General features: G+C 66.3%; 14 protein-coding genes. 5 read left to right on the top strand and 9 right to left on the bottom strand.

Translation table 11 applies throughout. From position 1 onward, the window contains the following. Window positions 1-79: 79 nt before the first annotated feature. The 3 genes from ABCN56_RS13095 to ppk2 all read right to left on the bottom strand — a co-directional run bounded on the left by ABCN56_RS13095 (window position 80) and on the right by ppk2 (window position 2709). Entirely contained in the window at window positions 80-970 is an 891-nt protein-coding gene (locus ABCN56_RS13095) for an NAD-dependent epimerase/dehydratase family protein (RefSeq protein WP_343081235.1), read from the bottom strand. A gap of 10 nt (window positions 971-980) precedes the next feature. Then, entirely contained in the window at window positions 981-1592 is a 612-nt protein-coding gene (locus ABCN56_RS13090; protein WP_343081234.1) for an SAM-dependent methyltransferase, read from the bottom strand. Between the two features lie 61 nt (window positions 1593-1653). After that, window positions 1654-2709, bottom strand: coding sequence for a polyphosphate kinase 2 (ppk2, locus tag ABCN56_RS13085; protein WP_343081233.1), 1056 nt, complete (start codon window positions 2707-2709; stop codon window positions 1654-1656). A gap of 159 nt (window positions 2710-2868) precedes the next feature. Here ppk2 and ABCN56_RS13080 point away from each other — a divergent pair, with 159 nt between their 5' ends. The 4 genes from ABCN56_RS13080 (at window position 2869) to ABCN56_RS13065 (ending at window position 7361) form a co-directional block, all read left to right on the top strand. Continuing rightward, entirely contained in the window at window positions 2869-3528 is a 660-nt protein-coding gene (locus tag ABCN56_RS13080; protein ID WP_343081232.1) for a glutathione S-transferase family protein, read from the top strand. A gap of 25 nt (window positions 3529-3553) precedes the next feature. Then, window positions 3554-4603, top strand: a complete 1050-nt coding sequence (locus ABCN56_RS13075) for a DmpA family aminopeptidase (protein WP_343081231.1) — start codon at window positions 3554-3556, stop codon at window positions 4601-4603. 80 nt (window positions 4604-4683) lie between these two features. After that, a complete protein-coding gene (gene parE, locus ABCN56_RS13070) occupies window positions 4684-6642 on the top strand; it encodes a DNA topoisomerase IV subunit B (RefSeq protein WP_343081230.1) in 1959 nt (652 codons plus the stop codon). Continuing rightward, window positions 6639-7361 carry a hypothetical protein gene (locus ABCN56_RS13065; RefSeq protein WP_343081229.1) on the top strand — a complete coding sequence of 241 codons (723 nt, stop codon included), beginning with the start codon at window positions 6639-6641 and terminating at the stop codon, window positions 7359-7361. The genes parE and ABCN56_RS13065 overlap by 4 nt, the downstream gene beginning before the upstream one ends. Before the next feature lie 99 nt (window positions 7362-7460). Here the strand turns inward: ABCN56_RS13065 and ABCN56_RS13060 are convergent, their stop codons facing one another. Then, window positions 7461-7871 carry a c-type cytochrome gene (locus ABCN56_RS13060; RefSeq protein ID WP_343081228.1) on the bottom strand — a complete coding sequence of 137 codons (411 nt, stop codon included), beginning with the start codon at window positions 7869-7871 and terminating at the stop codon, window positions 7461-7463. 109 nt (window positions 7872-7980) lie between these two features. Then, window positions 7981-8394, bottom strand: a complete 414-nt coding sequence (locus tag ABCN56_RS13055; protein WP_343081227.1) for a c-type cytochrome — start codon at window positions 8392-8394, stop codon at window positions 7981-7983. Between the two features lie 102 nt (window positions 8395-8496). On the opposite strand from ABCN56_RS13055, the gene ABCN56_RS13050 reads away from it, so the two are divergent. Further along, window positions 8497-8943 (top strand): DMT family transporter, encoded by a 447-nt coding sequence (locus tag ABCN56_RS13050; protein WP_343081226.1) that lies wholly within the window; start codon window positions 8497-8499, stop codon window positions 8941-8943. On the opposite strand, the gene ABCN56_RS13045 is transcribed toward ABCN56_RS13050, so the two are convergent. The 4 genes from ABCN56_RS13045 to ABCN56_RS13030 all read right to left on the bottom strand — a co-directional run bounded on the left by ABCN56_RS13045 (window position 8940) and on the right by ABCN56_RS13030 (window position 12408). Next, on the bottom strand, window positions 8940-9338 hold the full coding sequence (locus ABCN56_RS13045) for a c-type cytochrome (RefSeq protein ID WP_343081225.1): 399 nt from the start codon (window positions 9336-9338) through the stop codon (window positions 8940-8942). The two genes, ABCN56_RS13050 and ABCN56_RS13045, sit on opposite strands and share 4 nt — an antisense overlap. Window positions 9339-9400: 62 nt before the next feature. Then, window positions 9401-10381: an Ldh family oxidoreductase gene (locus tag ABCN56_RS13040; RefSeq protein ID WP_343081224.1), complete on the bottom strand. Its 981-nt coding sequence runs from the start codon at window positions 10379-10381 to the stop codon at window positions 9401-9403. Window positions 10382-10439: 58 nt separating this feature from the next. Continuing rightward, the gene (locus tag ABCN56_RS13035; RefSeq protein ID WP_343081223.1) at window positions 10440-11126 is read right to left on the bottom strand and encodes an ABC transporter ATP-binding protein; all 687 of its coding nucleotides are present in this window, start codon (window positions 11124-11126) and stop codon (window positions 10440-10442) included. Further along, window positions 11119-12408 carry a lipoprotein-releasing ABC transporter permease subunit gene (locus tag ABCN56_RS13030; protein WP_343081222.1) on the bottom strand — a complete coding sequence of 430 codons (1290 nt, stop codon included), beginning with the start codon at window positions 12406-12408 and terminating at the stop codon, window positions 11119-11121. Before ABCN56_RS13030 ends, ABCN56_RS13035 begins: the two co-directional genes overlap by 8 nt. Window positions 12409-12513 lie beyond the last annotated feature (105 nt).

Here is a 12513-nt window from a genome sequence, read left to right as displayed (position 1 = left end):
CGGCGAAGCTCCGGGTCCAGAGGACTCAGCCGGCTGGGAGCCTTCCTCCCCCCACGTCATCGCGGCGTGCGCGAATTCGCTAGCGCTTCAGATGCCCGGGCCAGTTCCATTCCGGCGCGAAGCCCAGCATCTCCCTTGCCTTTGCGTTCGAGTAGAAGCTTTCCCGCTTGTGCATCTCGCGCTTGAGGGGGACGTCGGCGTAGAACTGCTGGACGATCTCGGAGGTGTCCATGTCCACCGAGTGGTCATCGTTCGCGACGTTGAAGACCTGGTAGCCAAGCCCGTCCTTCATCAGGCAGCGATGCACCATCTGGCCGAGGTCGCGGGCGTCGATATAGGCGAAGAAATTCCTCCGCCGCACCGCTGGGCGCTGGAAGTAACCCGGGAAATTCTCCTCGTATTCGTGCGGCTCGATGACGTTGTTGATCCTGAGCGCGTAGATGTCGAAGCCGGAGCGTTCCTGGAAGCTGCGCGCGGTCGCCTCGTTGACGACCTTGGACATGGCGTAGCTGTCCTCGGGCACGGTCGGGTGTTCCTCGTCCACGGGCAGGTAGATCGGCTTCTTCTCGCCATCGGCGAAACACACGCCATACGTCGTTTCGGACGAGGCGATGATGATCTTGCGGATGCCGAGCTTAACCGCCGCCTCGATCACGTTGTAGGTGGAGACGGCATTGATGCGGAAGCATTCGTTGTCCGGGCGCAGGAACATCGCGGGCACCGCGGCGAAATGCACGACCGCGTCGAAGCGCGGAGGCGCGCCCGCGCCGGCATCGATCTCGTCCGGGATGTAGGCGGTCATGGCGTTGAAGACCTGCCCTGCGTCGGTTACGTCGACCTTCAGGTTCGCCACGCCCGGATGATTCAGGGGCAAGAGATCGGCGTTGAGGACCTTGTGACCCTTGGCGATCAGATAGTCGACGGAGTGCCGCCCCGCCTTGCCGCTGCCGCCCGTGAAGAAAATACGCATCCTTACCCCCCTATGATTGCCCCGGCTTCAGGGCCACGAAATCGATGAGCGCCGAGCGCCCGGAATGGCCGCGTCCTTCCGAAATGTCGGCGTCGTAGTCCGCCGCGTTCAGAACCTCGAACCCCGCGAAAGCCTCGCGAAGCATGGGCAGGGTGTACAGGTTCTCCTCCTTGCCCGGCCCGCCAGTGCCGTATCCGACCTGCCGCGGCGCGTAGCCGTGAAGAAGCAGCAGCCCGCCTGGCCGCAGCGTGCGCGCGATGCCCGCGAAGATCTTGTCGCGCAGTGCGGGCGGCGCGAACTGGATGAAGACGGCGAGCACGGCGTCGAAGGCCGCCTCCTCCCAGTGCCAGTCGGCGATGTCGGAATGGCGGAAATCCACGTCGACGCCTTCGCGGGCAGCGAAGCGTCGTGCCTTCTCAAGCGCGACCACAGAGGAATCCATCGCCGTTACGAAAGCCCCCTGCCTCCCCAGGAACACGGAGTTCCGTCCCTCCCCGTCGGCCACGGAAAGAACGCGCGCACCGACCGCAATTCGGCGCGCCTCGCGGCGCAGGAAGTCCGCAGGCTCCGTGCCGAAGAGGAATTCCTCTCCGGCGAAGCGTTCATCCCACAGGCTCGTCATCGCACTCTCCGGCGCGGAACTGTCGCGCTGCGTATCGGCGCGGCAAGCGGCCGCGGCGCACTCAGTTCGCCGGCTCTGATCCGGCGGGCTTCTTCGCTACCTCGGCAGCAGCCCGCTTCGCTGACTTCGCCCGCCGCTGATCGGGATGAAGCGAGGTGCCAAGGATGTGGTCGGAGTGGTGGACGACGTGGCTCGCACGGCCGACGATCAGCGGATCGGGGGGCGTAGCCACGGTCGGATCCTTGTCCGGGTAATCGAGCGTCGAGAGGAAGTGCCGCATGCAGTTGAGGCGCGCACGCTTCTTGTCGTTCGACTTGACGATCACCCAGGGCGCGTCCGCCGTATCGGTGTAGAAGAACATCGCCTCCTTCGCCTCGGTGTAGTCGTCCCACTTGTCGAGGCTCGCCTTGTCGATGGGCGACAGCTTCCAGCGCTTCAGCGGATCGGTCTCGCGCGCCTTGAAGCGGCGGCGCTGTTCAGCCTGCGTGACGGAGAACCAGTACTTGTAGAGCCGGATGCCGGACCGGACCAGCATGCGTTCGAACTCGGGGGCCTGGCGCATGAATTCGAGATACTCGGTCGGCGTGCAGAAGCCCATGACGCGCTCCACGCCCGCGCGGTTGTACCAGGAGCGGTCGTAGAAGACCATTTCGCCCGCAGTCGGCAGATGCTCGATATAGCGCTGGAAGAACCACTGGCCCTTCTCTCGGTCCGAAGGTTTCTGCAAGGCCACGACGCGGGCGAAGCGGGGGTTCAGGTGCTCCATGAAGCGCTTGATCGTTCCCCCCTTCCCGGCGGCATCACGACCTTCGAACAGGATGACGAACTTCTGCCCCGTCTCCTGCGCCCAGAGCTGCACCTTCAGGAGTTCGGCCTGGAGCTGGGCCTTTTCCTCTTCGTAGGCGGAGCGGGCCATCTTGCGCGCATATGGATACTTGCCGGATTCGAAGGCATGCCGGATTGCGCTGGCATCGACCTTGGGGAAAGTCTTCGGCCCCTCTGCGCTTCGCGCGGGCGCCTCTTCATTGCGCGGGGGCGCGTCCCCCTGCTCCGCCGCCTGCGCCACGACCACCTCTTCCGCCGCGCCGTTCGCCTTCGCGTTCACCGTTTCTGCCATGCGTCGTCTCCTCTATTTTCAGCCTGAGTCCTTTATCCGAAAACCGCTTCGAACGCCTTGATACCGGTCAAAAACAGCCTTCTCCCCCGCGCCCCCTTCCCTGCCCGGATTACCCGCGCTACGCGTTGCATGACGAATTCCCGAGAGCGGAGGACAGGGATGATCACGATCTACGGCGTCTACAGGAGCCGCGCGTCGCGCAACTTCTGGCTGGCAAACGAACTGGGGATCGAGCTCAGGCAGGTTCCGGTGATCCAGGCCTACCGGCTCAAGGACGCCTCGGCGCCGGACGCGCCGATGAACACGCTTTCGCCCGAGTTCCTGAAGATCACCGCGACGGGCGCGATCCCGGCGATGGAGGACGATGGCTTCGTCCTCACGGAGTCGCTCGCGATCAACATGTATATCGTGAAGAAGCACGGCGGGCCGCTCGCCCCGAAGGACGATCGGGAGGAAGCGGCCATGCTGCAGTGGGCGCTCTATGGCGCGACGTCGGTCGAGGCGCCGGCTCTGGCAATCCTGTATGCCCATGTCGAGGGGCGCGCCGCGACGCCCGAGGGCGAGGCCGAGGTGGCGCGCGAGGCGGAGAAGCTGCGCCGACCACTGAAGGTCATCGACGCGCATCTTGCCACCGAGGGGCACATGATCGGCGGCCGCTTCACGGTCGCCGACATCAACATGGCCGAAATCGTGCGCTATGCGCAGGCCCATGCCACGCTCATCGGGGAATTCCCGGCACTGGAGAAATGGCTGAAGGCTTGCCAGTCGCGCCCCGCATTCCAAGCGATGTGGGAAAAGCGCATGGCCGAGCCCGCCTGAGAACCGGAGCGAGAGGAGGCAGCAGATGGGGACGGAACGCCATTCGGCAGACGGCGGGCGGGTCTTCGACGCCGAAGGGCTCTGGTGGTCGCTGCCGCCCGGGCCGCTCAACGCGATCACGGACGTTCCCGGCGTCAAGGTCGGCCATGCCACGATACGCGAAGGCAGCGCGCGGACCGGCGTGACGGCGATCCTCCCTCATGCCGGGGACCTCTTCCGCCGCAAGGTCGTGGCCGGCGCGGCCACGCTGAACGGCTTCGGCAAGAGCGCGGGGCTCATGCAGCTCGAGGAATTGGGCGAGATCGAAACGCCGATCCTCCTGACCAACACGATGGCCGTTCCCGCCTGCGCCGCGGCGCTGACCCGGATGGCAATCGAAGCCAATCCCGGCATCGGTCGCGGCGCGCCATCCCTGAACGCGCTCGTCATGGAGTGCAACGACGGCATCCTGAACGACATGCAGGCACTGCCCGTGACCGAGGCGCATGTACGCGCCGCAGTCGGTGCCGCGGGCGTCGAGGTCGCGCAGGGAACCGTCGGCGCGGGCACCGGGATGCGGACCTTCGGGATGGCGGGCGGCATCGGAACCGCCTCGCGCATCGTGCGCACGATGGGGGCCGAATTCTCGCTTGGTGCGCTGGTCCTGTCGAATTTCGGCGCGCGGGAGGAACTGCGCGTCCTGGGCCGCCGCATCGCCCCGCCGGGCGGCGCGGAGGGCGGGACCGACAAGGGCTCGATCATCATCGTGATGGCGACCGACGCGCCGATGGGATCGCGCCAGCTGAACCGGCTCGCGCGCCGTGCCTCGGCGGGGCTCGGGCGGCTGGGCAGCTTCCTCGCCCATGGTAGCGGAGACGTCGCGGTGGCCTTCACGACGGCAAACCAGATCGACGCCGCCTCGGAGCGGGCGGTGGAGCCCATCCGGCGCCTTTCCGAATCCGCAATGGACGCCTTCTTCCTCGCGGCCGTCGAGGCGGTGGAGGAATCGGTCCTCCACGCGCTCTGGTTCGCGGAGGCCGCGCCGGGCTACGACGGCACGATCCTGCCCGCATTGCGCGACATTTTGGGGGAGTAGCGGAGACCACACCCAGCACTTGCGCCTCCCCCGCTCCGCATGGTCTAATCGCCGGCCTAAGAAAACGAGCAGAGTTGTCCATGAGCGCGCATGATCTTCTGGCCGGCCAGGCCGAGACCTATGATGCTTCCTCGATCGAGGTTCTGGAGGGTCTTGAACCCGTCCGAAAGCGGCCGGGCATGTATATCGGCGGGACCGACGAACGGGCTTTGCACCACCTCGTGGCCGAGATCCTCGACAACGCCATGGACGAGGCGGTCGCGGGTCACGCGAACCGTATCGAGGTCGAGCTTGTCGACGAGCTGACCGTGACGGTCCGTGACAACGGCCGCGGCATCCCGGTCGATCCGCATCCGAAGTTCCCGGACAAGTCGGCGCTTGAGGTCATCCTCTGCACGCTGCACGCGGGCGGCAAGTTCTCCGGCAAGGCATACCAGACCTCGGGCGGTCTACACGGGGTCGGCGCCTCGGTCGTGAACGCGCTCTCGGAATCGATGATCGTCGAGGTCGCCCGAAACCGCGAACTCTTCGAGCAGAAGTTCTCCCGCGGCATCCCGCTTGGCCCCGTGGCCAAGCTCGGCGCCACGTCGAACCGGCGGGGAACCACCGTGACGTTCCGCGCCGACGAGCAGATCTTCGGCCACAACCGCTTCAAGCCCGCGCGGCTTTTCAAGATGGTGCGCTCGAAGGCCTACCTGTTCTCGGGCGTCGAGATCCGCTGGAAGAGCGAGGTCGAGGATGGGGAAACGCCGGCGGAGGCCGTGTTCCACTTCCCAGGCGGCCTCGCGGACTACCTCAACGAACAACTCACCGGCGCCGCGACCTATGCCGACCGTCCCTTTGCCGGGAAAGTGGGCTTCCAGGAGAAGTTCGGCCAGCCCGGTTCCGTCGAATGGGCGATCAACTGGACGCCCTCGCGCGACGGGTTCATCCAGTCCTACTGCAACACCGTGCCGACACCCGAGGGCGGCACGCACGAGGCGGGCTTCTGGGCGGCGATCCTGAAGGGCATCCGCGCCTATGGCGAACTCGTCAGCAACCGCAAGGCCCAGCAGATCACGCGCGACGACCTGACCGCGGGTGGCTGCGCGCTCGTGTCGACCTTCATCCGCGAGCCGGAATTCGTCGGCCAGACCAAGGACCGGCTGGCCACCGCTGAAGCCGCCCGGATGGTCGAGGGCGCGGTGCGTGACCATTTCGACAACTGGCTTGCCTCCGATACGAAGAGCGCCGGCGCGATCCTCGATTTCCTCGTGCTCCGCGCCGAGGAGCGGCTGCGGCGGCGGCAGGAAAAGGAGACGCAGCGCAAGAGCGCCACGAAGAAACTGCGCCTTCCCGGCAAGCTCGTCGACTGCTCAGCGACGAACCGCGATGGGACGGAACTTTTCATCGTCGAGGGCGACTCGGCCGGCGGCTCGGCCAAGATGGCGCGGGACCGGGCGACGCAGGCGCTTCTGCCACTCAGGGGCAAGATCCTGAACGTCCTCGGCGCGGCCTCGTCCAAGATGGGGCAGAACGCGGAGCTTTCCGACCTCTGCCAGGCGCTCGGCACCGGCATGGGCACGAAGTTCAACGTCGAGGATCTGCGCTACGACAAGATCATCATCATGACGGACGCGGACGTCGACGGCGCGCATATCGCGTCGCTCCTGATGACGTTCTTCTTCACGCAGATGCGGCCCCTGATCGACAAGGGGCACCTCTACCTCGCCTGCCCGCCGCTCTACCGCCTGACGCAGGGCGCGCGGCGGATCTACGTCTCCGACGACGCGGAGAAGGAGCGGATGCTGGCCCAGGGCCTGGGCGGCAAGGGCAAGATCGACGTGCAGCGATTCAAGGGCCTCGGAGAGATGGACGCCAAGGACCTGAAGGACACGACGATGAACCCCGCGACGCGGAAGCTGATCCGGGTGTCGATCGACGAGGACGCGCCGGGCGAGACCGGGGACCTGGTCGAGCGGCTGATGGGGAAGAAGCCGGAATTGCGCTTCCAGTATATCCAGGAGAATGCGAGGTTTGTTGAGGAGCTGGATGTGTGAGGCGGCAAGAAGGTAGCGCACTTGGCAAGCATGGCGTTGTCGTAACGCTTATCTACCTCCTCATGGTCTTTGGCCTTGTTTGCGTGTTTTGGGAGAAGTTTGCCACGCTTCCCCCGAATGCATGGGGCGACTTCCTTGCCGGAAGCGTCGGTCCGCTCGCGTTGGCTTGGGTCGTATTGGGATTCTTTCTTCAGGGGCAAGAACTGAGAAACAGTGTGGAAGCACTCAAACTTCAAACCCAAGAACTGAGAGCCTCCGTCGAAGCGCAAAAAGAGGTGGCCGAAGCCAACCGGAACCAGCTTTCTCTGAATGAGAGATCAAGGAGTGAGGCCCTTTGGCTAGAGACGCGGAAAGCCGAACTGGACGCGCGCAATTTTCTAGACGAAATCGGACGCCTGCTACCGAAGGCTCTGACATCCCGCAAAGCGATACTTGCAGCCGTAAGCTCGGTAAATAGCGGTGCGATGGCTGAGTATGAACTGCGACTGGGGTCGCTCACTCAAGAGTCCGACCAAATCAGAGGCATCCTAGAAAAGGAATTCTCTAACAACGTCGCCCCCAAACCGGAGCCCGACGTGCGACTTTCCGCGTTGGCCTATGACCTTCGCTACCAAACGCTTCGAATAAAGAACGAGATAATAGCCGACCTCGAGGCGGACGACGAGCGAAGATCCGTCGTCCGCGCCAAACAAGGCAAGGGGCTCCCTCGCGAGCGGTAGTTTCAGTTGTGGCTGGCAATGAAATTCCTTGGCAGTCCGCCATCCTTCCCGCCCGGTTTGCCTCGCGGGGGCGGGTGAGTGCGGCTCAGGGCCTATCCGTCACAGCGCGCCTTGCACACTCTCCAACCACGTCACCAGATCCACGATCGGCCGAGAGGTCATGATCGGCTGGCCGGTCTCGGACTTGATCGGGGCGTCCATGCCCTCGAAGTGGCGGCCGAAGACCGGCATCTCGCCGCCGTGGGCGAGCAGAGGGTGGCGGCCGTCGATGCGGTGGACGACGAAGCTGACCGGGAAGGTGCCGCCGTTCCGTTCGGAAAGGCGGGTCAGGTCCGGCGTCTCGACCGACAGGATCTCGGCCACGGGGCCGGTGCCGCGGGCGTCCGCGCCGTGGCAGCCGGCGCAGTATTCGTAGAAAAGCTCTCCCCCCGTTTCGGCGTCCTGCGCGGCGGCGGGAAGGGGCGCGGCAGCGAGGGCGGCAAGGGCGAGTGCGGAAATTGTGCGGAACATGGCGGGGCTCCTTCGCGTGTCGCGGGGAGTGTTACGCCATGCGGATACGCGCGCATTGACCGGGGTCAAACCGGCGGGCGCCGGCCCTCGGCCAAGGACCTCTGCCGTCTCACTCCTGAATGGTTTCGAGATAGGCCGCGAGCGCGACGAGCCGGCGGGGCGTCGGCGTCATGATCCCGTCGCCAGTCTCGACGAGGATGAGGTCGCCCTCTTCGAGGAGCGGCCCGAATTCCGGCATGCGCGATCCGTGCTGGTCCACCCTCGTGTAGCCGTCGATCACCGACATGACGCGCACGCGGGGAAACGTGCCGCCGTTCCGGGCGGAAATCGTGGTCAGATCGGCGGGCCGCTTGCCGAGAAGCTCGGCCGCCTCGCCGTCGCCCTTGCCGGAGGGGCCGTGGCAGGAGGCGCAGAAGGTCAGGTAGTCGGCGCGGCCGGAAACCTCGGGCCGCGTGCAGGAGGCAAGCGCGGCGATGCCACCAGCGACCAGCACCGCAATCGAAATTCCCTTGAACATGTGCATTGTCAGCCTCCCACCCTGTGTCTTCTAGCCGTAGCCGCTTGCGGAGCGCGGTGCAATCGGGTTGGACGTGGACAAAGAAGGCAGGCGGCGAGGGAGGCGAGGATGCCGGAGTGGATACGTTATGGTGTGGTGATGCTGGCGGCAGGGATCGGGATCCCGGTGCTGGCGGCGCTCAACGCGCAACTGGGCGGGCGGCTGGGCTCGCCGGCCGCCGCCGCGACGATCCTCTTCGTCGTGGCCTTCGTCGGGGCGGCAACTGTTCTTTTCGCGACCGGGCGGCCGGCCGCGCTGGCGGCGCTGCCCGGGCAGCCCAAGCACCTGTTCCTCGCCGGGCTCCTCGTCGCGTTCTACGTCCTGTCGATCACCTGGGTCGCGCCACGCTTCGGGGTCGGGAACGCGGTGTTCTTCGTGCTTCTGGGACAACTGATCTCCGCCGCCGCGATCGACCATTTCGGGCTGATGGGCGCGATGGTGAAACCCCTGACCCTCTCGCGCGGCGGCGGAATCCTCTTGATGGCGGCGGGTGTGCTGCTCACGCAACGGGCCTAGGGCTGCTGGAGCGTCTCGAGGTAGTCCACAACGGCGAGGACGCGGGCCGAGGTGATGACGGGCGTGCCGTCCGGGGCATCGGCCGCGACCTTGTCGCCTTCGAAGACGGCACCGAAAATCGGCATCGGGCCGCCGTGGGCACGCAGCCCGGTGCGGCCATCAACGACGTGGACGACGCGGAGCCAGGGGAAAGTGCCCTCGTTCCTGGCAGACAGCGTGGTCAGATCGGGAACGGTGACGGTCAGGATCTCCGTCATCGGGCCGTCGCCGTCGGCATTCTCGCCGTGGCAGCCACCGCAATGTTCGAAGAAGGTCGTTTCGCCCAGGCCGGGTTCGTCTGCCGCCACAGGGGTGGCCAGCACTGCGAGAATGGCAAGGGAAAGTAGGGCGCGCATTTCGAAACTCCGTCCGTCCGCGCCACTATAGCGCCGCGCGCCCGCCGTGCATTTGATCCGTGTCAGGCCCCGGCGAGGTCTGTCGTCAGCTGCCAGAGCGCGTCCGGAACCTCGACTTCCTCGGCCGGCACGCGGTTGGCGCCGGGCATCCGGGCGCCCTCATCCGCCGCGATGGCTTCGGCGAGGCGGGACAGGCGTTCGGCGAAGGCCGGGGAAAGCGCCGGATCGATGAGGATGTAGAACTGACCGAGGTCATGCGGCGTTCCCTCGGGCGCCTTCAGGGGCTTCACGTCGAGCGAGTTCACTCCGCCCGTCATGCCGGCGGCGAGAATTTCCACCATGAGGCCGAGGCCCCAGCCCTTGTAGCCCGCGGCCGAGACGAGCGCGCCCTTGAGCGCCTCCTCGGGGTCGGTCGTGGTGTTCCCCTCGGCGTCCACCGCCCAGCCGGGCGGGATCGAACGGCCCGCGGCCTTGGCCATCGTGATCTTCCCGAGCGCGACGGCGGCGGTGGAGAAGTCGAACTGCATGGCGAGCCCCCCTGCCCCGTCCGGTGCCGAGAAGGCGAAGGGGTTGGTGCCGAGAATGCGGGATTTGCCGCCGGGCGGCGCGACGATGGCGGAGGCGTTGGTGAAGCCCATCCCGATGAGGCCCGCCTGCGCGATCTGCTCGGTGAAGTAGCCAAGAGAGGTGCAGGTATGGGCATGCCCCACGGCTAGACAGGCCGTGCCGCACTCGCGCGCGGCCTCGAGAGCGAGGGGAAGACCGCGGGTGAAAGCGGGCTGGGCGAAGCCGAAGTTCGCATCGACCCGGACAAAGCCAGGGCGCGGGCGTTCCACGACGGGCTCCACGTCGCCGCGGACACGGCCCGAGCGGAGCTGGAGGCAGTAGCTTTCGAGGTAGTAGAGGCCGCAGATCACGTTGCCCAGTGCCTCGGCCTTGGCGACGGCGCGGGCGACCTCCGCCGCGATCCAGGGCGCGGCGCCGTGAGCGCGGAGCGCCTGGGCGCTGGTTTCCTCGATATCGCTGACGGCGACTTTGGGCATGTTGTTTTCCTTCCAGTTGCGTCGAGGATTTCCTGAACCTTGCGGAGGTCCGGCCGGTCTATGGAGTCATGGCGATGCGGCCTGCGTCCAGATGCACGGTGCGGTCCATGCGCGCGGCGAGGTCCAGGTTGTGGGTCGCTATGAGGGCCGACAGGCCGGTCGAGCGGACGAGGTCCATCAGCGTTTCGAAGACCCGGTCGGAGGTGGCGGGGTCCAGGTTGCCAGTGGGTTCGTCGGCAAGGAGGAGCTTCGGCGCGTTGGCGAGCGCCCGGCAGAAGGCCACGCGCTGCTGTTCGCCACCCGAAAGCGCCGCCGGACGATGATCGGCCCGCTCCGCCACGCCTACGCGCCCGAGAAGGTCGCGCGCGCGCGCTTCGGCGGCCTGCCTGCTCGAGCCGTTCGCAAGCTGGGGAAGCACGATGTTCTCGAGCGCGGTAAATTCGGGCAGCAGGTGGTGGAACTGGTAGATGAAGCCCACGTCGCTGCGCCGCGTCTCGGTCCGACGCCGGTCCGAAAGGCCGGTCATCCGGGCACCAGCGATCGCGACCTCGCCCCCGTCGGGCGTGTCGAGCAGCCCCGCGATGTGAAGAAGCGTCGACTTGCCCGCGCCGGAGGGCGCGACGAGCGCCACGACCTCGCCACGCTTGACGGAGAGGTCGACACCGCGCAGCACGTTCACTTCCGACGGCAGACCCCTGTTGTAGACCTTCGTGATTCCCGTGAGGGCGAGGACAGTTTCACTCATAACGCAGGGCCTCGACCGGGTTCATCCGCGCCGCGCGCCGGGCGGGGAAGATGGTGACGACGAAGGAAAGCGAGAGCGAGAGCCCCACCGCCTTGACCACGTCCCAGGCCTGGAGCTTGGCGGGCAGCCGGTAGAGGCCCCGGATCGACGGGTCCCAGGCATTCCCGCCGGTCATCCAGTTCACGAAGGACATGATCTGGTCGATGTATACCGCGATGAGGCAGCCGAGGATCAGGCCGAGGATGGTGCCGATCACGCCCGTGAAGGCGCCGCAGAGGAAAAAGACGCGCAGGACCGAGCCTTCGGTCAGGCCCATCGTCCGGAGAATGCCGATGTCGCGGCCCTTGTTCTTCACCAGCATGATGAGCCCCGAGGTGATGTTCATCGCCGCGATCAGGACGAGGATCGAGAGGATCACGAACATCACGTCGTCCTCGATGTCGAGGGCAGAGAGGAAGGCGCCGGAGGAATCGCGCCAGGTCCAGACGAAGCTGCCCTCGCCCGCGGCGGCGATGATCTCGGGGGTGATATCGTCCACCCCTTCCGGGTCCTCGACATGGACCTCGATCTGGTCGACCTGCTCTTCGCGGTTGAAGTAGCTCTGCGCTTCGGGAAGCGGCATGTATACGCGCGTCCGGTCGATGTCCCACCGCCCCGCGGTGAAGATGTAGACAACGTCATAGGCGTTGACGCGCGGGGAGGTACCGAAGGCGGTCTTTGCGCCGGAGGGCGAGATGAGTTTGACCATGTCGCCAACGGAAAGGCCAAGCTGGCGGGCGATGCCCGACCCGATCGCGATGCCCCGGTCGAAATCCCCGATCTCTCCGATGGCCTCGGCGTCTTCGCCCCCGATCCGCGGGATCGTGCGCAGGTCGTCGAGCGTGATCCCGTAGACCTCGGCCACGGTGGCACGGTCACCGAGCGTCGCCATGACCTGACCGTAGACGACGGGCGCGGCGCGGGTGACGCCGGGAACCTCGCGGATGCGTTCCGTGGCTGCGTCGTAGTCCCGCCACGTGTTCTGGAGAACGCCGTATTCGTCGACCGAACGCGGCGCGTAGACGGTGACATGGGCGTTCGCTCCGAGGATCGTGTCGACGAACTCCGCGCGGAAACCCGCGCGAACCGCCAGCGTCGCGATGAGCGCCATGACGCCGAGCGTGATGCCGATGAGCGAGATCCAGGTCATCACGCTCACGCCGCCCTCGGCCCTGCGGGCGCGCAGGTAACGCCAGGCGATCATGAATTCGAATGGTGCGAAGGGCGCGGTGCGGCTGGCCATCGTGGCTCCGGATCGGAAGTGGCGGGCAAAGTGGCCGCGACGGCCGCAAAGGTCAAGGCCGGGGCAGCGCGCGAAGGGCCATTTGCCGGCCCCGTGGCGATATTC

The organism is Ostreiculturibacter nitratireducens, assembly GCF_032670585.1.
In the GTDB taxonomy this organism is placed as follows: domain Bacteria; phylum Pseudomonadota; class Alphaproteobacteria; order Rhodobacterales; family Rhodobacteraceae; genus Ostreiculturibacter; species Ostreiculturibacter nitratireducens.
Note: the sequence above shows the minus strand (reverse complement) of the source record. Positions and strands in the feature narration are given on the sequence as shown.

What these genes read in the sequence shown, in the direction of transcription:
- ABCN56_RS13095 (WP_343081235.1), bottom strand. Translation starts at nt 970, where the DNA reads ATGCGTATTTTCTTCACGGGCGGCAGCGGCAAGGCGGGGCGGCACTCC.
- ABCN56_RS13090 (WP_343081234.1), bottom strand. Translation starts at nt 1,592, where the DNA reads ATGACGAGCCTGTGGGATGAACGCTTCGCCGGAGAGGAATTCCTCTTC.
- ppk2 (WP_343081233.1), bottom strand. Translation starts at nt 2,709, where the DNA reads ATGGCAGAAACGGTGAACGCGAAGGCGAACGGCGCGGCGGAAGAGGTG.
- ABCN56_RS13080 (WP_343081232.1), top strand. Translation starts at nt 2,869, where the DNA reads ATGATCACGATCTACGGCGTCTACAGGAGCCGCGCGTCGCGCAACTTC.
- ABCN56_RS13075 (WP_343081231.1), top strand. Translation starts at nt 3,554, where the DNA reads ATGGGGACGGAACGCCATTCGGCAGACGGCGGGCGGGTCTTCGACGCC.
- parE (WP_343081230.1), top strand. Translation starts at nt 4,684, where the DNA reads ATGAGCGCGCATGATCTTCTGGCCGGCCAGGCCGAGACCTATGATGCT.
- ABCN56_RS13060 (WP_343081228.1), bottom strand. Translation starts at nt 7,871, where the DNA reads ATGTTCCGCACAATTTCCGCACTCGCCCTTGCCGCCCTCGCTGCCGCG.
- ABCN56_RS13055 (WP_343081227.1), bottom strand. Translation starts at nt 8,394, where the DNA reads ATGCACATGTTCAAGGGAATTTCGATTGCGGTGCTGGTCGCTGGTGGC.
- ABCN56_RS13050 (WP_343081226.1), top strand. Translation starts at nt 8,497, where the DNA reads ATGCCGGAGTGGATACGTTATGGTGTGGTGATGCTGGCGGCAGGGATC.
- ABCN56_RS13045 (WP_343081225.1), bottom strand. Translation starts at nt 9,338, where the DNA reads ATGCGCGCCCTACTTTCCCTTGCCATTCTCGCAGTGCTGGCCACCCCT.
- ABCN56_RS13040 (WP_343081224.1), bottom strand. Translation starts at nt 10,381, where the DNA reads ATGCCCAAAGTCGCCGTCAGCGATATCGAGGAAACCAGCGCCCAGGCG.
- ABCN56_RS13035 (WP_343081223.1), bottom strand. Translation starts at nt 11,126, where the DNA reads ATGAGTGAAACTGTCCTCGCCCTCACGGGAATCACGAAGGTCTACAAC.
- ABCN56_RS13030 (WP_343081222.1), bottom strand. Translation starts at nt 12,408, where the DNA reads ATGGCCAGCCGCACCGCGCCCTTCGCACCATTCGAATTCATGATCGCC.